Consider the following 18,360-nt stretch of genomic DNA (forward strand, 5'->3'; position numbering starts at 1 on the left):
GGTCAGCGAACCGCCGAGGTGGTGAGCGGGCGATCGACGGTCGTGCAGTCGGCCTTGGGGGCCCGCAGGCGCTGGTCCCACCAGTCGAGGATCGCATCGAAGCGCTGCCGGCGATGTCGCGGCTGCCCCGAACGCGAGAGCTCATGGTTCTCACCGGGGAAGATGAGCAGCTCGGTGACGACCCCGGCCCGCTGGAGCGCGGCGTAGTACTGCTGGGCCTGTTCGAGCGGGCACCGGAAGTCGAGCTCGGAGTGCATGACGAGCGTCGGCGTGCGCACCGCATTCGCATGGGCGAGCGGGGACTGCCGGGCGATCGCCGCGGCATCACGCGAGGTGTACTCCTCGGTGAAGAACCGTCCGATGTCGGAGGTGCCGAGGAAGCTGTGCGGGTCGAGGTATCCGCGTTCGACGATCGCCGCGGCGAAGCGGTGATCGGCGGCGATCGTCATCGCCGTGAGATATCCGCCGTACGATCCGCCCTGCACGCCGAGGCGGCTCGCATCGAGGTCGGCGTCCGCGGCCAGTGCGTGGTCGAGGACGGCGAGGACATCGGCCATCGCCGGTGCGGCCATGTCGCCCTGCACCGCGGTGCCCCACGTGCGGGTGCGTCCTCCCGAACCGCGCGGGTTCGCGTAGACGACGGCATAGCCCGCCGAGGTGAGCACCTGGGTCTCGTCGAACCACCCGTGCGTGTACTGCGCGAACGGTCCGCCGTGGATGTTGAGGATCACCGGGAACGGTCCCTGCCCGGCCGGCTTGGCGAGCCATCCGGTGACCGTGCCGCCGGGGCCTTCGACCCGGAGGACCTCGGGGCGCACCGAGGCGGCCGGAGCGGGATGCTCGAGCACGACGGTCGAGGCCGGCCCACCGGACGACTCCCGTGCGGCCTCGAGGTCGACGCGCAGCAGTGCGGCCGGCGCTGTCGGCGTCACCGCGGTGACGACCGCGGTGCCGTCGGCGACGTCGAAGCCCGTGACGACGGTGACGTCGTCGGTGAGGAACACGAGATCGTCGAGGGCCGCCTCGGTGCCGGAATCACCGATCGCAGCATCGAGGTCGAGCCGGGCCAGACGGGTCGCCCCGTCGGTGTCGACGGCGAAGACGACAGTGCCGGCGAGGATAAGCGGCGGGATCTGGGCGACGGCGACCGTCTCTGGGTCGGTGAGCCGCTTGGTCGCACCGGTGCGCATGTCGTGGACGAAGAGACCGGGCATCTGCCCGACGAAGTCGAGTTCGTCGCGTGTGAGGTCGCTGCCGACGAGGAGGATCCGGTCGGCGCCGATCCACCGGTGGAGACTCACGCTCATCCGCGGCAGCTCGAGCGGGGTGGGGCCGTTCGCCCCGAGCAGCCACACAGTCGAGCGCAGGTCGGGTGCGCCGTGGTCGGGATGGGTCGCGGCGACGACGCTCATGTGCGCACCGTCGGGTGAGAACTGCGGGTCGTGGACATCGGAGTCCGGGGTCGTCAGCATCGTCGAGAGCGGCACCTCGTCGGAGCCGGCGATCCCCGACTTGCCGAGTCCGGGTTCGCTGAGGTCGACGAGGAACGCCCGCGCGGGACGGTCCTTGACGTATCCGAGCCCGTTGGCCTGGTACGCCGCCGAGGTGATCCGCCGCGGGGCCTCCTCGTCGGCGGGAATGTCGTCATCAGTGCCGTAGCGGCCCAGTTCGGGCACCCGGGAGACGTAGAGGATGCGGCCCGTCGCATCATCGAGGGCGAACTCGGAGACGCCGAGGTGGCGGTCGGTGATCCGGTGCGCCGTCGTCAGGGTGGGGCCGGCGAAGAGCTGGGACCGCTCCCCCTTCTCGGCGCTGAGGTAGGCCGCCCACGACTCACCGAGCTGCGGTGAGGTGTCGCGCCACGCGTGGGTCAGGCGGCGCGGGGAGTCGGAGCCGACGGCGAAGAGCTGGGAGAGGTACGAGTTCGATTCGAGGTCCGGACGCGTGATCGCGATGATCGTCTCATCGCCGGCGGCGACGGGCGTGGCGTACTCGGCGAGCGAATCGAGATCTTCCGGGTTCATCGGTTCCATTCCTTCGACAGCGCCGCGCGCACATCGGCGTGCACCTGCGGCAGGGCCTTCGTCTGCGCCACGATGGGCAGGAAGTTCGCGTCCCCGCTCCACCGCGGGACGACGTGCTGGTGCAGGTGCGCGGCGATCCCCGCCCCGGCCACCTCACCCTGGTTCATCCCGAGGTTGAAGCCGTCGGGACCGGAAACGGCGCGGATGACCCGCATCGCCTTCTGCGTGAACTCCGCGAGCTCGACGGTCTCCGCCGGTGTCAGCTCCGTGTAGTCGGCGACGTGGCGGTACGGGCAGACGAGGAGGTGACCCGGGTTGTACGGGTAGAGGTTGAGCACGGCGTAGACGGTCTCACCGCGGGCGACGATGAGCGCCTCCTCATCGGACTTCTTGGGCGCAGCGCAGAACGGGCACTCGGCGGGACCGGAGTCCTTCGGCTTGTCCTGTCCCCCGATGTAGACCATCCGGTGCGGCGTCCACAGCCGCTGGAAGGCGTCGGGCACGCGCGGGAAGCCCTCGGCGGCTTCGATGTCGGCCAGGTCCATGCCCAGCGCGGGATCCGGGCGGTCCTGATCGCGTCCGGCCGTGCCGTACTCGTCCCCCTCGCCGAGGTGGTGGTCGGGGTCCGCGGCCTGCTCGCCCTCGCTCGTCATACCTGGGCCTTGGTCTCGATCGCCTCGGTGATCCGGGCGATCGCCTCGGCGACGGGCACGCCGTTGTCCTGGGTGCCGTCGCGGAAGCGGAACGACACGGCCCCGGCGTCGCGGTCCTCGCCGCCGGCGATGAGGACGAAGGGGACCTTCGACTTCGAGGCGTTGCGGATCTTCTTCGGGAACCGGTCGTCGCTGTCGTCGACCTCGACCCGCACACCGGCCGCGCGGAGCTGGTCGGCCACCTCGGCGAGATAGTCGTTGAACTCCTCGGCCACGGGGATCGCGGTGACCTGGACGGGCGAGAGCCACACGGGGAAGGCCCCGGCGTAATGCTCGGTGAGGACGCCGAGGAAGCGCTCGATCGAGCCGAACTTCGCCGAATGGATCATCACCGGCCGCTTGCGGGTGCCGTCGGCGGCGACGTATTCGAGACCGAAGCGCTCGGGCTGGTTGAAGTCGAGCTGGACCGTCGACATCTGCCAGGTGCGGCCGATCGCGTCGCGGGCCTGGACGGAGATCTTCGGGCCGTAGAAGGCGGCGCCGCCGGGATCGGGGACGAGTTCGAGACCGGATTCGGCGGCGACCTGCTCGAGCGTCGCCGTCGCCTCGGCCCACTGCTCGTCGGAGCCGATGAACTTGTCCTTCTTCTTCCCGTCCTCGTCGCGGGTCGAGAGCTCGAGGTAGAAGTCGTTGAGGCCGAAGTCGCGGAGCAGGCTGAGGACGAAGCCGAGGAGGTGGCGGATCTCGGCCGCGGCGTCCTCGACGGCGACGTAGGAGTGGGAGTCGTCCTGGGTGAGGGCGCGGACGCGGGTGAGGCCGTGGACGACGCCGGAGGGCTCGTCGCGGTAGACGGTGCCGAACTCGAAGAGCCGCAGCGGCAGGTCGCGGTAGGAGCGGCCCCTGGAGCGGTAGATGAGGTTGTGCATCGGGCAGTTCATCGCCTTGAGCCGGTAGGGCGTGCCCTCCTTGACGATCTCGCCCTCCTCATCGCGGACCTCGTCGACGAGCATCGCCGGGAACATGTTCTCCCCGTAGTAGGGCAGGTGACCCGAGGTGTAGTAGAGGGTCTCCTTCGAGATGTGCGGGGTGCCGACGTAGTCGAAGCCCTCGGCGATGTGGCGGGCGCGGACGTAGTCCTCCATCTCCCGCTTGATGATGCCGCCCTTGGGGTGGAAGACCGGCAGGCCGGAGCCGAGCTCCTCGGGGAACGAGAAGAGATCGAGTTCGGCACCGAGCTTGCGGTGGTCGCGGCGCTCCGCCTCGGCGAGGCGGTCCTGGTAGGCCTTGAGATCGTCCTTCGACGCCCATGCGGTGCCGTAGACGCGCTGCAGGCTCGCGTTGGCCTGGTCGCCCCGCCAGTACGCCGCCGAGGAGCGGGTGACGGCGAATCCGTTGCCGATGAGCTTCGTGTTCGGCAGGTGGGGTCCGCGGCAGAGGTCCTGCCAGACGACCTCGCCCTTGCGGTCGACGTTCTCGTAGACGGTGAGCTCGCCGGCCCCGACCTCGACGGCCGCGGACTCGTCGTCACCGGCGCCCTTGTCGGAGATGAGTTCGAGTTTGTAGGGCTCGTTCGCCATGCGCTCACGCGCTTCGTCCTCGGTGACGACGACCCGGTTGAAGGTCTGTCCGGACTTGACGATCTGCGCGGCCTTCTTCTGGATGGCCTTGAGGTCGTCGGGGGTGAAGGGCTCGGCGACGTCGAAGTCGAAGTAGTAACCGTCGGTGATGTAGGGCCCGATGCCGAGCTTCGCGTCGGGGAAGAGATCCTGGACGGCCTGCGCGGTGACGTGCGCCGTCGAATGACGGAGGATGTCGAGTCCTTCAGGGGAATCGATGGTGATCGGGGCGATCGCATCGCCCGGGGAGAGTTCGCGGCTGAGGTCGGCGGGCTCTCCATTCAGCCACATCGCCACCACCGCGCGGTCCGTGGAGAAGATCTCCGTCCCGGTCATGCCCTGAGCCCAGGGGATGCTCTGGCCCGCGCAGTCGATGCTGTCTGCCACTGAATTTCTCCGTTTCGTTGTGCTTGTCTCGCGGTGCGGCCTTAGGGGCGCTGCCGGCTTCTCAGGACAGTCCTGCGCGCACGCCGCTCTTAGAGTCTAGTCCCTCAACGGGACTGCAGAATCAGTTGGGCGGCAGTCTTCCGACTGCCGCCCGACTGATGGGGTGAACGGGGTCGCACTGAGCGGTGCGGGATCCCCGACAGCGCGACGGTCGCGGATGCCCGAACCGTGCGGCGCTGCTGGGCTCAGGCCTTCTTGAAGGTGAACTCCGTACCGGCCCCGAGGTCTTCGAGGAGGTTGAGCTCTACAACCATGCCATCGACCTCCGCCTCTGGAACGGCGAAGGCGAACGTGTAGGTCTTGTCCTGTCCCGCGGGCAGCGGGTCGACCATGTCGAGCACGCCGTTGTACTTGTCGAGATCGAACACGCTCGGGTACATGGCACCGGATCCGTTGACGGCCGAAACACTGGTCAGTGTGAGGTCAAGGTCGGAACTCGTGTTGTTAGTGATCGTCATGTTCACTATTGCGATCTCGCCGTTCGTTCCCTCGGCACCGGACGAGGTGGAACTGGCGGTGCCGGTCTCCACTGCCACTGCGGCCGTGACATCGGTGCCGATCTCGACCTCGCCGCCCTCGACGGGGGCTGCCTCAGCAGAGGAGTCGTCACTGCTGCCGGAGTCGGGCGATTCGAAGCCGGGATCGGACGGATCCATCGGTGCCGGAGCGGTCGGCGAGTAGCTCTGGATGCCCTCGTTGACCGCGCTGCCGATCATTCCGAGGCCGATGATCGTCGCGATGATGACGATGATCGAAACCACGACGCCGACGAAGCCGAGGATGAGGCCGGTGAGGGTGAGGCCCTTGTTGTTCGCCTGACCCTTCTTGATCGCCGAGAGGCCGATGAAGCCGAAGATGATCGCGGCGACGGCGAAGAGGAAGCCGATGCCGAAGACGAATCCGAGGACGACGCCGACGATGCCGCCGATGAGCGCGAGGATGCCCCAGATGTTCTTCGAGGTGTTGTTGCCCGACCCCGATGAGTAGCTGCCGTAGGAGGCGTTGGGGTTCGCCGGGGTGAACTGGTCTCCCCCGCCGCCGGCTGCCGCGTAGGAGGGCTGCTGGGCGTACTGGTTGGAGTCGTAGCCTTGGTTCTGACCGTACTGGTTGGCGTCGTAGCCCTGGCTCTGGCCGTAGCCGCCCTGCGAACCCTGAGCGTTCTGGTCATAGCCCTGACCGTAGTTCTGGTTCTGGTCATAGCCCTGGTTCTGACCGTACTGGTTGGCGTCGTAGCCCTGGCTCTGGCCGTAGCCGCCCTGCGAACCCTGTGCGTTCTGGTCGTAGCCCTGGCTCTGGTCCTGGCCGTACTGCTCCTGCGAGCCGTACTGCGGGGCCTGGTCGCCGCCGTAGGAGGGAGCCTGGTCGCCGCTGCCGTAGGAGGGGGTGTCGTTCGAATCGTAGGCGCGCGTGGCGTCGTTCGCGCTGTCGTAGGAGCGGGTGTCGCCCGAGCCGTACTGCGGGGCCTGATCCCCCGAGCCGTACTGAGGCGCCTGGCTGCCGTTGTCGTCAGCCGATCGGCTCTGATCGGCAGACGAGTTCTGGTCAGAGTTGTCGTTGCCCGAATCGCGGTTCGGGTCGTACGGATTCTGCGGGGTAGACATAGTTGCTCCGGAGTCCTTGTCGATGTTTGCTGTGATTAGCGTACAAGCACAAGACTAGCGGTCACCCGCCTGATTCGTGGCAGAACTGACACACATTCTCACCGGTGAGGACGACAGGTCGCGCGGACACGACGACTTGCCGCGGCAGCAGGGCTGCGACTGCACAACGGCGGGGACCGCGGGGGACCCTGAGAGCACTGAGTCCGGGAGCTCGGACCCCGAGCGTTGAGCACCGGCGTGAATGCACGAAACCCCAGGCCTGAGCCTGGGGTTCCTGTTGTGCGCGATACTGGGATCGAACCAGTGACCTCTTCCGTGTCAGGGAAGCGCGCTACCGCTGCGCCAATCGCGCTCTATTCATTTGTTGCACCGGAACCGTGATGGTCCCTGTGCGCGATACTGGGATCGAACCAGTGACCTCTTCCGTGTGAAGGAAGCGCGCTACCGCTGCGCCAATCGCGCCGACTCACCGACGGTCAGACCGTCGAGGAATCCGAGGTGGCGACGGGATTCGAACCCGTGTATACGGCTTTGCAGGCCGCTGCCTCGCCTCTCGGCCACGCCACCGCCAAGGCAGTGCCATGACGCCTCCGAGCGGATGACGGGACTCGAACCCGCGACCCTCACCTTGGCAAGGTGATGCTCTACCAACTGAGCCACATCCGCGTTTCGCTGCCTGGTTTCCCTGGCAACGAGATATAACTCTATACGCAGCCGGCCCCGCACGCAAAATCGATCCGCGGTGATCGTCGTCACAGCTCCCGATCAAGCTTTCAGGCTGGTGAGGTTGAATGTGCTGTGTGAGCGAACGATCCCCCGACAAGCGCCCGAAGGGCTGGCTGTCGCGTCATCACAAGCACGGGAGGCGCCCCTGGAGACAGTGCCGGCTGAGCTACCTCCGATGGCGGCAGAGCGTCGCCGCCAACCCCCACGTCGATCGCCTCTTCAGACTCATCGTCGGCGGCGTCGGCACGCTCATCGTCATCATCGGCCTCATCCTCGTGCCCCTGCCGGGACCGGGCTGGCTCATCGTCATCATCGGTCTCTTCGTCATCTCGACCGAGTTCCACTGGGCGAGGCATCTCCTCCACTTCGTGCGGGTGCGCGTCGAGGCGTGGACGCGCTGGATCATGCGGCAGCCGCTCTGGGTGCGCTGGACGGTCGGCGCGCTCACGGCGGCCTTCGTCGCGGTCATCGTGTGGCTGGTCCTCAAACTCATCGGCATCCCAGATTGGGTGCCCGACCTCGGCGGACTGCTCGAGTTCCTCCACCTGCGCTAGGCAGACGATCCCGTGGCGGGAGGCGACGTCAGCCTGCGTCGGCCTCCGGGGCCGAGAGCGCGGTGAGGCGCGAGAGGCAGCGCATGTACTTCTTGCGGTAGCCGCCGGCCAGGGACTCCTCGGTGAAGACCTTGTCGAGGCGCTCACCGGAGTTGATGATCCGCACGTCGCGGTCGTAGAGGCGGTCGACGAGGGCGACGAAGCGCAGCGCCACGCTCTCGTTGTCGATCGTGCGCACGTCGTCCCACACGGCGGCGTCGATCCCGTCGACCATCCGGCCGTACTTCGAGGGATGGACCGTCGCGAGGTGGTCGAGGAGGGTGGAGAACTCGTCGCGGGCGACGGTGCCGGGCAGCTGCGCCGCCGCCTCGTCGAGCTGTTCGGGGGTGAGCGGTTCGGCCGGGGCCGTGAGACCGCGGTGCCGGTAGTCCTGGCCGTCGATCCGGTAGACCTCGAACTGGTCGGCCAGCGCCTGGATCTCGCGGAGGAAGTCCTGGGCGGCGAAGCGCCCCTCACCGAGCGATCCGGGCAGGGTGTTCGACGTCGCGATGATCTTCACCCCGGCATCGGTGAGCTCGCGCATCAGCCGGGACATGAGCACGGTGTCGCCAGGGTCGTCGAGTTCGAACTCGTCGACGCAGACGAGCTTCATCTCCTTGAGGTCGTCGCGCGCCTTGACGAAGCCGAGGGCACCGACGAGGTTCGTGTACTCGACGAAGGTCCCGAAGGTCGCCGGCTTCTCATTGGCGTGCCATGCCGAGGCGAGCAGGTGGGTCTTGCCGACGCCGTAGCCGCCGTCAAGGTAGACGCCCTTCGGACCGTCCTTGCCCTTGCCGAAGAGCTTGCCGAAGAATCCCGTCGACCGGTCGTCGGCGACGAACTCCTCGAGCTTGTTCCGCGCTTCGGCCTGCGAGGGCTGGGCGGGGTCGGTGCGGTAGCTCGCGAAGGAGACGTTCTCGAACTGCGGGGGCGGGACGAGCCCGGCGATGAGTTCTTCGGGGGCGACCTTCGGGTTGCGCTCACTCAGAGAGGTCAGAGTCTGCTCGGCATTCACTCGCCCAATTCTATGGCAGGCGCGGTCGCGGACCGACCGGGCCCCGGCTCAGCTGAAGTCGAAGCCGAGGCGACCGAGCTGTTTGGGGTCGCGCTGCCAGTCCTTGGCGACCTTGACGTGGAGGTCGAGGTAGACCTTCGTGCCGAGCAGCGCTTCGATGCCGCGGCGGGAGACCGAGCCGATCTCCTTGAGCCGCTTGCCGCCCTTGCCGATGATGATCGCCTTCTGGCTCGGGCGCTCGACGTAGAGGTTGACGTGGACGTTCCACAGCGGATTGTCCTCGCTGCGGCCCTCCCGCGGGTACATCTCCTCGACCTGGACGGCGAGCGAGTGCGGCAGTTCGTCGCGCACGCCTTCGAGGGCGGCTTCGCGGACGAGTTCGGCGATCATCACCTCTTCGGGCTCGTCGGTGAGCTCACCCTCGGGGTAGAGCGGCGGCGAGACCGGCAGGTGGCTTGCGAGCACCTGTCCGACGGTGTCGACCTGGAAGCCGTCGACGGCGGAGACGGGGACGACGTCGGCGAAGTCGGCGAGCTCACCGACGGCCAGGAGCGCCTCGGCGACCTTCTCCTGGCTCACCGTGTCGACCTTCGTCACGAGCGCGACGATCGGGGTCCGCCCGTCGAGCAGCGCGAGCTGGGAGGCGATGTAGCGGTCACCGGGTCCGATCGGCTCGTCCGCGGGCAGGCAGAAGCCGATGACGTCGACCTCGGAGAGTGTGGCGACGACGAGGTCGTTCAGCCGCGAGCCGAGCAGGGTGCGCGGCTTGTGGAGGCCGGGGGTGTCGACGAGGACGAGCTGGTAGTCGTCCTCGTGGACGATGCCGCGGATCGTGTGCCTCGTCGTCTGGGGCTTCGCCGAGGTGATCGCCACCTTCTCCCCCACGAGCGCGTTCGTCAGCGTCGACTTGCCCGTGTTGGGGCGGCCGACGAAGCACGCGAAGCCCGCGCGGAAGTCCTCCGGGTAGTCCGTGCGAAAGTCCATCTCAGCTCTCTTCCCTGGTGACCTTGACGTGGGTGATGCGGTGCCGGCGGCCCTGGCCCTCGAGGGCGGTGAGTCGGAGCCCGGCGATGTGCGCGGTCGATCCGGCGATGGGGACGCGGCCGACGAGCTTCGTCAGCAGTCCGCCGACGCTCGTCACATCGTCCTCGTCGATGCGCACGTCGAAGTACTCGGCGAAGTCGGTGATCGACATGCGCGTGCTGATGAGGAACGAGCCGTCGTCGTCGATGACGAGGTCCTCGTCTCCGGAGTCGTATTCGTCCTCGATCTCGCCGACGATCTCCTCGACGATGTCCTCGATGGTGACAAGCCCTGCGGTGCCGCCGTATTCGTCGACGAGGATCGCCAGGTGCGTCGAATCGATCTGCATCTGCTCGAGGAGGTCGTCGGCCGGTTTCGTCTCGGGCACGAAGAGGACGTCGCGGGCGAGCGTGTTGACGGGCCGGTCGGCGTCCTCCGGGTGCTGGTGGAGGCGGCGGGCGACGTCCTTGAGGTAGGCGACGCCCTCGATGTCGTCGAGGTCGTCGCCGCTGATCGGGATCCGGGAGAACCCGGAGCGGAGGAAGAGGTTCATCACCTTGTGCAGCGGTGTGCCGGAGGTGACGGTGACGAGGTCGGTGCGCGGGACCATGACCTGCTTCGCCGAGGTCTCGCGGAGGCTGAAGACAGACTGGATCATCTCGCGCTCCCCGTCTTCGATGACGTCGGATTCGCTTGCCCTCTCGACGAGGTCTCGCAGCTGCTCCGAGGTGACGAAGGGACCGTCGCGGTAGACGCGGTCGGGGGTCAGCAGGTTGCCGAGCCACACGAGCACCCGGGTCAGGGGTTTGAGGATGACGAGGAGGACGGTGACGACCCCGCTGAGCGCCAGGCTCACCCCGAGGGAGCGACGGCGGCCGATCGTGCGCGGGGAGATGCCGGCGACGACGAAGACGGCGATCGACGAGGTGATGACGGTGAGCACGATCATCAGCGGGCCGACGGAGTAGATCGAGTCGTAGGCCAGGGCGATGAAGACGGTGGCCAGCGCCTCGAGGAAGAGGCGGACGAAGATGATGACGTTGATGTTCGTCGGCAGGTCGGCAAGGATCCGCTCGACCCGGGCCGCGGACTTCTTCCCCTCGGCCTTCGCGTCCTGGATCGCATGGTGGGAGACGCTGAGCAGGGCGGCGTCGACGGCGGCCAGCGCCGCGGCGACGACGAGGCAGAGGAGCGCGCCGAGGAAGAGCCAGACCACGGCGTCAGACCTCGGTGGGCGCGGGGATGTCCGTCCGCCCGTCGTAGCGGGCGGCGAAGAACGTCAGCAGCAGGTGGCGCTGGAGGGCGAACATCTCCTCGCGCTCGTCAGGCTCCCCGTGGTCGTAGCCGAGGAGGTGGAGGAAGCCGTGGACGGTGAGGAGGAGGATCTCGTCCATCGTCGAGTGCCCAGCGGTCGCCGCCTGCTTCGCGGCGACGGCCGGGCAGATGATGATGTCGCCCATCTGGCCTTCCGTCGGGGCGTCGGCGCGGCCGCGGCTGAGCTGGTCCATGGGGAAGGACATGACGTCGGTGGGACCCTCGAGGTCCATCCACGTGACGTGGAGCTCGGCCATCGCCGGCTCGTCGACCATCGTCACCGACAGTTCCGCACCGGGGTGCATGTGGAGGGCCTCGCCGAGGTATTCGGTGAGCGCCACGACCTCGTCGAGGTCGACCTCGGCGTCGGTCTCGTTCGCGATCTCCGTGTTCACTTCGAGTTCCCCCACAGGTCGTAGGCGTCGACGATCTTCGTCACGAGCGAATGCCGCACGACGTCCTTGCTGCCGAGCTGGCAGAACGCGAGGTCGTCGATGCCGGCGAGGATCTTCTGCACGACCTTGAGCCCGCTCTTCGTGTTCCCCGGCAGGTCGATCTGCGAGACGTCGCCGGTGACGACCATCCGCGAGCCGAAGCCGAGGCGGGTGAGGAACATCTTCATCTGCTCCCCCGTCGTGTTCTGCGCCTCGTCGAGGACGATGAAGGCGTCGTTGAGGGTGCGACCGCGCATGTAGGCCAGGGGCGCGACCTCGATCGTGCCGGACTCGATGAGCAGCGGGATCGATTCGGGGTCGACCATGTCGTGGAGGGCGTCGTAGAGGGGACGGACGTAGGGGTCGATCTTCTCCCCCAGCGTGCCCGGCAGGAAGCCGAGGCGCTCACCAGCCTCGACGGCGGGGCGGGTGAGGATGATCCGGGAGACGTCCTTGTTCTGCAGGGCGTTGACGGCCATCGCCATCGCGAGATACGTCTTGCCCGTGCCGGCGGGGCCGATGCCGAAGGTGATCGTGTTGTTCCGGATCGCCTTGACGTAGTCGTGCTGGCCCATCGTCTTCGGCCGGATCGACTTGCCCCGGGTCGAGAGGATGTTCGTGCCCATCACCGCCGAGGCGGCCTTGCCCTCGGAGGAGAACGAGGCGACCCGCTCGATCGTCTCCTCGTCGATGCGGTGGCCCGACTGGTGGAGCTTCTTGAGTTCGCCGATGACGGAGACGAACGCGCTCACCTGGTCCGGGTCGCCGGCGGCCTGGAGCTGGTTGGCGCGCAGGTGGAGGTCGAGCTCGGGGTAGACCTTCTCGAGCGCCCGGAGGTTGGCCTCCCCGGGTCCGAAGAATTCGACGAGGTCGATCGATTCGGGGATGACGAGACGCACGGTCTCCGAGGCGGTGGTGGTCGTGGCGTCAGTGGAGGTGTCCAGAACAGTCCTTCGTTGATCGGGCGCTCCGCGGTCGGAGCGCAGCAGGGTGCATTCCCATCGTAGTCCGGTATCTCACCAGCGGCCCAGGGAATTCTGTGCGAGCACGAGTCCCGCCGGTCCCGCCGAGGAGGACCGCAGGACGGTGTCGCCGAGGAGGACGGGGGTGGCCCCGATTCCGGATAGCGAGGCGAGCTCCCGGTCGCTGATCCCGCCTTCGGGTCCGACGATGAGGACGATCCGCGCCGTCGCCGCGGTGTCGAGGTCGGCCAGTGCCGTCGAGAGCCTGAGCTCCGCGGTCTCGTGGAGGACGAAGATCGCATCGGCAGGCGGTTCGCCCTCCGGTGCGGTCCCCTCGCCGAGGCGGGTGAGGAGTTCGGCACCGCGGGCCAGCTCGGTGAGCACGGGGAAGCGGGAGCGCCGCGACTGCAGGGAGGCGGCGGTGAGGAGGTTCTCCCATTTCGCCGCCATCTTCGCCTGCTTCTTCGCCGGCCAATCGGCGATCGAGCGGTCGGCTGCCCACGGGATGATCTCGTCGACCCCGATCTCCGTGGCCGCTTCGATGGCCTGGAGGTCGCGGTCGCCCTTCGCGAGGGCCTGGACGAGGACGAGACGGGGCGTGGCCTCCGGGGTGGCGGCCACCTCGGTGACGTCGAGGGTGAGCTCCGTCGCCGAGGCGGTCGCCACGGTTCCCCGGGCCCGCGTCCCGTGCCCGTCGACGACGTCGATCTCCTCGCCGGGACCGATGCGGCGGACCCGCACGGCGTGCCCGGCCACGTCCTCACCGAGGGTGAGCGCGCGACCGGCGACCGCCTCGGCGGCCTGGGGCGAATGGAAGACCGGGAGACTCACCGACCGGCGAACTTCTCACGCATGCGGGAGAACATGCCGCGGGACTCCGTCGTGATCTGGGCCCGCGGGGTCTCCTCGCCGCGCAGCTTCGCGAGCTGGGCGAGCAGCTCCTTCTGCTCATCGTCGATCTTGTCGGGGGTGACGACGTCGACGGTGATGAGGAGGTCGCCGCGGGTCTCGGTGCGCAGGCGGGTCGCGCCGAGGCCCGGGAGCTTGACGACGGTGCCCGACTGCGTGCCGGGTTCGATGTCGAGGTCCTGGACGCCGTCGAAGGTCTCGAACGGGATCCGGGCGCCCAGTGCGGCGGCGGTCATCGGGACGGACACGGCGGCGCGGAGGTTGTCGCCGTCGCGGCGGAACACCTCGTGGCGGGCGACCATGACCTCGACGAAGAGGTCACCGGCGGGTCCGCCGCCGGGGCCGACCTCGCCCTGGGCCGACAGCTGGATGCGGGTGCCGTCGGAGACGCCGGCGGGGATGCGGATCTTCATCGTCCGCTGCTTGCGCACGCGGCCGTCGCCCTGGCAGTTGAGGCAGGGGTGCGGGATGACGGTGCCGTAGCCGTGGCACTGGTTGCACGTCTGGTTCGTCACCATCTGTCCCAGCAGGGTCCGGGTCATCCGCTGGATGCTGCCGGAGCCGTGGCACAGCGAACAGGTCTCGACGGAGGTGCCGTCCTGGGTGCCGGCGCCGTGGCAGGTCTCGCAGACGACGGCAGTGGTGACGTCGAGGTCGACGGTGCCGCCGAAGGCCGCGGTCTGCAGGTCGATGTTGACGCCGACGAGGGCGTCCTTGCCGCGCTGCATGCGCGGGATCGGACCGCCGGCGGAGCCTCCCCCGCCGCCGAAGAACGTCTCGAAGATGTCGCCGAAGCCGCCGAAGCCGCCGGCCGGGAAGCCCTGCCCGTTGTCGCCGCCGCCCATGTCGTAGTTGCGGCGCTTGTCCGGATCGGAGAGGACCTCGTAGGCAAGCGAGATCGACTTGAACTCCTCGTCGTATCCGGGGTTGACGTCGGGGTGGTACTTGCGGGCCAGCTTGAGATAGGACTTCTTGATCTCAGCCGCCGAAGCGTCCTTCGACACTCCGAGTGCTTCGTAGTGATCGGCCACAGAAACTTCTCTTTCCCTGGTGGTGGTGTGTGCGTGTGAGGTGGGTGGGTCGCGCCCGGGCTGCCGGCGGGCCTACCCCTGGTCGAGGGCGGAGGAGACGTATTTGGCAACGGCTCGCACGGCCGAGATCGTCGTCGGATAGTCCATGCGCGTGGGACCGAGGACGGCCAGGCGGGCCGAGGATCCCGCCAGATGACCATATTCGGCGGCGACGACGGATGTCGAGCTGAAGGACTCGTGAGTGTTCTCACGGCCGATGCGCACGCTGATCTCCGCGTGGTCCTCGGCCATCGAGGTGAGCAGCCGGAGCAGCACGACCTGCTCCTCGAAGGCCTCGAGGATCGGGGCCATCTGCTCGCCGAACTCGGAGCCGGAGCGCGCGAGGTTCGCAGTGCCGGCCATGATGATGCGCTCCTCGCGGGTCGCCGCGACGAGGTCGATGACAGCGTCGCGGATGCGATCGAGGACGGGACTGCCCGCCTCGTCATCGGGTCCGGTCGCGGCCGCCGTCGCGCCCACCTCGGCGCCGTGGTCGGCCCCGCGGACGTCTACGCGGGAGAGCTTGGCACCGGCGAATTCGGAGTTGATCCGCTCGCGGAACCGCTGCAGATCGGCGTCATCGACCGCCTCGGCGCTCGTCACGATCTTCTGCTCGACCTGGCCTGCATCGGTGATGAGGACGACGAGGATGCGGCCGGGGGCGAGCCCGACGACCTCGATGTGCTTGATGCGCGCCTGCGAGACCATCGGGTACTGGATGAGCGCGACCTGGTGGGTGAGTCCGGCGAGGACGCGGACCGTGCGGTCGAGCATCCCGTCGAGGTCGACGTCGCCGTCGACGACCTGGAGGATCGCGCGGCGCTCGGCGTGGCTGAGGGGCTTGAACTCGTCGATGCGGTCGACGAACATGCGGTAGCCGAGGTCGGTGGGGATGCGACCGGCCGAGGTGTGGGGCTGGGCGATGTAGCCCTCGGCCTCGAGTTGGGCCATGTCGTTGCGGATCGTCGCCGGTGAGACGCCGAGGGTGTGGCGCTGGACGATCGCCTTCGATCCGACGGGTTCGTTCGTGGCCACGAAGTCTTCGACGATTGCCCGCAGCACCTGCGCGCGCCTGCTGTCGTTCATTCGTCTCCTCCCCGGATTTGGCACTCGAATACTCAGAGTGCCAATTCTACGCCTCTTGATCCGTGATTTCACGTCCGCCCCCTCCTCCCGCCGGGGCGCGCGGATTCCGCGGCGGCCGTCGGCACCCGGCCTGCGTGTCAGCCCGGCCGCGCCGGGGGCGATTCACTAGGCTGGGGCACCGTGAATGCCTTTGATCGCTACGGCTCGGATGTCCTCTCGGGATCCTCGCCGTCCTCGCACCGCCCGAAGAAGTCCCGCCCCGTCGAGGTCGGCCTCGGCATGGTCCTCGAAGACGCGATGAGCGGGTTCGTCGGGGCGGTCATCGGGGCGGAGAAGACCGCGAGCGGCGTCGTCGTCACCCTCGAGGATCGCCGCGGCGGGCGCCGGGCGTTCCCTCTGGGTCCGGGATTCCTCTTCGAAGGCGAGCCCGTCGATCTGCGGCTGCCCAAACGGAAGCCGCAGGCGCCCGGTCGCACCGCCTCGGGGTCGCGGGCCGTCGCCGATGCGAAGGCGCGGGTGGCCAGGGGGTCGCGGATCTGGGTCGAGGGCAAGCACGACGCCGAGCTCGTCGAGAAGATCTGGGGCGATGACCTGCGCATCGAGGGCGTCGTCGTCGAACCGCTCGGCGGGCTCGACGACGTCGCCGACAAGCTCGAGGCCTTCGGTCCCGACCGGCAGCACCGCGTCGGCATCCTCGCCGACCACCTGGTGAAGGGCACCAAGGAGTCGAAGATCGCCGAGGCGGTCCGCGCCGATCCCCGTTACGCCGAGGTCGTCCACATCATCGGTCACCCCTACGTCGACATCTGGCAGGCGGTCAAGCCGCGGGTCGTCGGCATCGACGCATGGCCGACCGTGCCGCGCGGCGAGGATTGGAAGACCGGGATCCTGCGCCGCATCGGCTGGCCGCACGCCGACCACAGGGACGTCGCCGCCGGCTGGGTGCGGATACTCAAGTCGGTGACGACGATCGCCGACGTCGAGCCGACGCTCTCGGGCCGGGTCGAGGAGCTCATCGACTTCGTCACCGTGGACTGACGTTTCGCTCCGAGGCGGTGTGTGGACTGCGGTCGCTCCGGGGACTGCGTTCGCTGCGGGGCCGGTGCACGGACAGGCTGCGGCCAGCGTCCGCGCGGGCGTTTGTGATGGATTTGGAACACCATTCCCACGTCCGGGCGAGGCAGGTCGATTAGGGTAAGGGGGCAGAAGCTTCTCGAAAGGACCCGTCATGTCGAATTCCCCGCAGCCGCCGAACGGCGATCAGCACCAGTCCCGCCCGATGCCGCCCGACTACTCCCAGGCGTCGGGACCCCAGCAGCCCTACAGCCAGCCCAACCAGTACGGCTCGCAGCAGAACCAGTACGGGTCGCAGCCGAACAACGGCGGACAGCAGTACGGGTCGCAGCAGAACTACGGCTCGCAGCAGAATCAGTACGGGAGCCAGCCGCAGAGCTATGGCGGCCAGAACTACGGCAGCCAGCAGCAGTACGGTTCGCAGCAGGGCTACAGCGGACAGGGCTACGGCGGGCAGCAGCCCGGTTACGGGATCCAGCAGGGCAATCCCGCGATGTTCAATTCTGCCAACCTCCCCGAGGCCGCCTACGGACCCGGCTCCGAGCGCTTCTGGAATGCCAACGAGTCCGAGCGGACGACGGCGCTGTGGACTGATGTCGGAGCGATCTTCCTCGGCTGGCTGCTGCCGCTCATCATGTTCCTCGTGAAGAAGGACGAGTCCCCCTTCGTCCGCGAGACCGCTCGTCAGTCCCTGAACTTCCAGCTCACGATCCTCATCGCGTACTTCGTCAGCGGACTCCTCATGTTCGTCATCGTCGGCTATTTCCTCTACATCGCCGTCTGGATCTGTGCCATCGTCTTCCAGATCATCGCCGCGATGGCCGCGAACAAGGGCGAGTGCTACAAGATCCCGATGACGATCCCCTTCGTCAAGTGAGAGTGACCGGCTCCCGAGCCGATCGACTCCGACACTGACAGTCAGACACTGACAGTCAACCGAGACGGGCCGCCGTGCTGAGGCACGGCGGCCCGTCGTCGTTCATCGCGCAGCCCAGCGCGTGCCGCGCCGGCGGTGGGCAAACCACGCCGAGGATCGCGGCAGAAAAGCGAAGACGAGACTGGTGACACCGAACAGCTGAAAACCCGTGACGAGGATCGGGCTGAGCGGTGTGAGGACGAACAGAGACACGATGAGTGCAGCGAGGGCGATCCACCGCGCGCGGCCGCGCCCCACGAGAAGTCGCCAGGCATAGACGACGAAGGCCACGACGACGATGAACCCGACGATGATGCCCACCACCACAAGCGCATTGGCCAGGGCGGTCGACATGTCACCGACGGCGGTGACCGCCTCTGCTCCGGTGCTGCCGCCCACCTGCCGCAGCGCGAAACCCGCCGCTCTCAGCGTCCTGCCACCGGTGACGGCCATGACGATGACTGCCAGCGCAATGAACAGCGGGGCGATCAACCCGAGGATCGCTGCAGCGAGCACTTCCCACGGTCGGCGCTTGCGACCGGTGCGATCTGCATGAAGGGAGGACGCCGTCGTGTAGGCGTGGACAGCCGCCGTCGATGCCTCCCATGCCACGCGGCCTCCGGACAGAGCCGTCGCCGACGCACGTCCCGCAGCTCTGCGCCCCTTCGTCCACAGCGCTGAGTGGCTCATTGTGCCCGTGGCACGCACCGCGACGTTCTTGACGTCGCCGCTCACCCGACCGATCCCCTGTGCCACAGTCGGGCGCTGCGACCGAGCAGAGTGTGGGTGCGGGAGCGACGGAGGGAGATGCCGGTCGTCGCGATGCTCATTCTCCCCCTCGCCGGACCGTGAGATCTCCACTCGCGGCGCCGGTGACCGTGTGGGCTGCACTTCGGA

The 18,360-nt window shown here is 68.0% G+C and carries 16 protein-coding genes and 4 tRNA genes; 3 read left to right on the forward strand and 17 right to left on the reverse strand.

Annotated elements, in window-relative coordinates:
• Positions 1-2: 2 nt before the first annotated feature.
• The 8 genes from ACFQ91_RS10360 to ACFQ91_RS10395 all read right to left on the reverse strand — a co-directional run bounded on the left by ACFQ91_RS10360 (position 3) and on the right by ACFQ91_RS10395 (position 7,007).
• The gene (locus ACFQ91_RS10360) at positions 3-2,024 is read right to left on the reverse strand and encodes a S9 family peptidase (RefSeq protein ID WP_198498909.1); all 2,022 of its coding nucleotides are present in this window, start codon (positions 2,022-2,024) and stop codon (positions 3-5) included.
• Positions 2,021-2,677, reverse strand: coding sequence for an HIT domain-containing protein (locus ACFQ91_RS10365; RefSeq protein WP_198498910.1), 657 nt, complete (start codon positions 2,675-2,677; stop codon positions 2,021-2,023). Before ACFQ91_RS10365 ends, ACFQ91_RS10360 begins: the two co-directional genes overlap by 4 nt.
• Complete coding sequence (gene thrS, locus ACFQ91_RS10370; RefSeq protein ID WP_198498911.1) at positions 2,674-4,680, reverse strand: threonine--tRNA ligase; 2,007 nt, start codon at positions 4,678-4,680, stop codon at positions 2,674-2,676. Before thrS ends, ACFQ91_RS10365 begins: the two co-directional genes overlap by 4 nt.
• Positions 4,681-4,925: 245 nt before the next feature.
• The gene (locus ACFQ91_RS10375; RefSeq protein WP_198498912.1) at positions 4,926-6,341 is read right to left on the reverse strand and encodes a DUF4190 domain-containing protein; all 1,416 of its coding nucleotides are present in this window, start codon (positions 6,339-6,341) and stop codon (positions 4,926-4,928) included.
• Positions 6,342-6,621: 280 nt separating this feature from the next.
• A tRNA-Val gene (locus ACFQ91_RS10380) sits at positions 6,622-6,693 on the reverse strand.
• A gap of 38 nt (positions 6,694-6,731) precedes the next feature.
• Positions 6,732-6,803, reverse strand: a tRNA-Val gene (locus tag ACFQ91_RS10385).
• A gap of 34 nt (positions 6,804-6,837) precedes the next feature.
• Positions 6,838-6,908, reverse strand: a tRNA-Cys gene (locus ACFQ91_RS10390).
• Between the two features lie 26 nt (positions 6,909-6,934).
• Positions 6,935-7,007: transfer RNA gene (locus ACFQ91_RS10395), tRNA-Gly, on the reverse strand.
• 134 nt (positions 7,008-7,141) lie between these two features.
• Between ACFQ91_RS10395 and ACFQ91_RS10400 the strand changes: the two genes are divergently transcribed.
• Entirely contained in the window at positions 7,142-7,621 is a 480-nt protein-coding gene (locus ACFQ91_RS10400) for a TIGR02611 family protein (RefSeq protein ID WP_232623611.1), read from the forward strand.
• 28 nt (positions 7,622-7,649) lie between these two features.
• On the opposite strand, the gene zapE is transcribed toward ACFQ91_RS10400, so the two are convergent.
• The 8 genes from zapE to hrcA all read right to left on the reverse strand — a co-directional run bounded on the left by zapE (position 7,650) and on the right by hrcA (position 15,473).
• Positions 7,650-8,675: a cell division protein ZapE gene (gene zapE, locus ACFQ91_RS10405; RefSeq protein ID WP_198498914.1), complete on the reverse strand. Its 1,026-nt coding sequence runs from the start codon at positions 8,673-8,675 to the stop codon at positions 7,650-7,652.
• A 48-nt stretch (positions 8,676-8,723) separates the two neighbouring features.
• The gene (gene era, locus ACFQ91_RS10410; RefSeq protein WP_198498915.1) at positions 8,724-9,659 is read right to left on the reverse strand and encodes a GTPase Era; all 936 of its coding nucleotides are present in this window, start codon (positions 9,657-9,659) and stop codon (positions 8,724-8,726) included.
• A 1-nt stretch (position 9,660) separates the two neighbouring features.
• A complete protein-coding gene (locus tag ACFQ91_RS10415) occupies positions 9,661-10,914 on the reverse strand; it encodes a hemolysin family protein (protein ID WP_198498916.1) in 1,254 nt (417 codons plus the stop codon).
• A 4-nt stretch (positions 10,915-10,918) separates the two neighbouring features.
• Positions 10,919-11,407: an rRNA maturation RNase YbeY gene (gene ybeY / locus ACFQ91_RS10420; protein WP_198498917.1), complete on the reverse strand. Its 489-nt coding sequence runs from the start codon at positions 11,405-11,407 to the stop codon at positions 10,919-10,921.
• Positions 11,404-12,345 carry a PhoH family protein gene (locus tag ACFQ91_RS10425; RefSeq protein ID WP_232623612.1) on the reverse strand — a complete coding sequence of 314 codons (942 nt, stop codon included), beginning with the start codon at positions 12,343-12,345 and terminating at the stop codon, positions 11,404-11,406. Before ACFQ91_RS10425 ends, ybeY begins: the two co-directional genes overlap by 4 nt.
• 117 nt (positions 12,346-12,462) lie before the next feature.
• Complete coding sequence (locus tag ACFQ91_RS10430; protein ID WP_198498918.1) at positions 12,463-13,239, reverse strand: 16S rRNA (uracil(1498)-N(3))-methyltransferase; 777 nt, start codon at positions 13,237-13,239, stop codon at positions 12,463-12,465.
• Entirely contained in the window at positions 13,236-14,348 is a 1,113-nt protein-coding gene (dnaJ, locus tag ACFQ91_RS10435; RefSeq protein WP_137823923.1) for a molecular chaperone DnaJ, read from the reverse strand. Before dnaJ ends, ACFQ91_RS10430 begins: the two co-directional genes overlap by 4 nt.
• A 72-nt stretch (positions 14,349-14,420) precedes the next feature.
• Positions 14,421-15,473, reverse strand: coding sequence for a heat-inducible transcriptional repressor HrcA (gene hrcA / locus ACFQ91_RS10440; RefSeq protein ID WP_198498919.1), 1,053 nt, complete (start codon positions 15,471-15,473; stop codon positions 14,421-14,423).
• A 180-nt stretch (positions 15,474-15,653) separates the two neighbouring features.
• On the opposite strand from hrcA, the gene ACFQ91_RS10445 reads away from it, so the two are divergent.
• Positions 15,654-16,511, forward strand: a complete 858-nt coding sequence (locus ACFQ91_RS10445; RefSeq protein WP_198498920.1) for a DUF3097 domain-containing protein — start codon at positions 15,654-15,656, stop codon at positions 16,509-16,511.
• Between the two features lie 190 nt (positions 16,512-16,701).
• Positions 16,702-17,424: a DUF4870 domain-containing protein gene (locus tag ACFQ91_RS10450; protein WP_198498921.1), complete on the forward strand. Its 723-nt coding sequence runs from the start codon at positions 16,702-16,704 to the stop codon at positions 17,422-17,424.
• A 102-nt stretch (positions 17,425-17,526) separates the two neighbouring features.
• Here ACFQ91_RS10450 and ACFQ91_RS10455 read toward each other — a convergent pair whose 3' ends face one another.
• Positions 17,527-17,979, reverse strand: coding sequence for a hypothetical protein (locus ACFQ91_RS10455; RefSeq protein ID WP_376870899.1), 453 nt, complete (start codon positions 17,977-17,979; stop codon positions 17,527-17,529).
• Positions 17,980-18,360 lie beyond the last annotated feature (381 nt).

This window comes from Brevibacterium sp. NPDC056726, from assembly GCF_042790515.1.
In the GTDB taxonomy this organism is placed as follows: domain Bacteria; phylum Actinomycetota; class Actinomycetes; order Actinomycetales; family Brevibacteriaceae; genus Brevibacterium; species Brevibacterium sanguinis.

Bases quoted from the DNA above. Each gene is read 5' to 3' on its own strand.
- ACFQ91_RS10360 (WP_198498909.1), bottom strand. From the start codon at position 2,024: ATGAACCCGGAAGATCTCGATTCGCTCGCCGAGTACGCCACGCCCGTC.
- ACFQ91_RS10365 (WP_198498910.1), bottom strand. From the start codon at position 2,677: ATGACGAGCGAGGGCGAGCAGGCCGCGGACCCCGACCACCACCTCGGC.
- ACFQ91_RS10375 (WP_198498912.1), bottom strand. From the start codon at position 6,341: ATGTCTACCCCGCAGAATCCGTACGACCCGAACCGCGATTCGGGCAAC.
- era (WP_198498915.1), bottom strand. From the start codon at position 9,659: ATGGACTTTCGCACGGACTACCCGGAGGACTTCCGCGCGGGCTTCGCG.
- hrcA (WP_198498919.1), bottom strand. From the start codon at position 15,473: ATGAACGACAGCAGGCGCGCGCAGGTGCTGCGGGCAATCGTCGAAGAC.
- ACFQ91_RS10450 (WP_198498921.1), top strand. From the start codon at position 16,702: ATGTCGAATTCCCCGCAGCCGCCGAACGGCGATCAGCACCAGTCCCGC.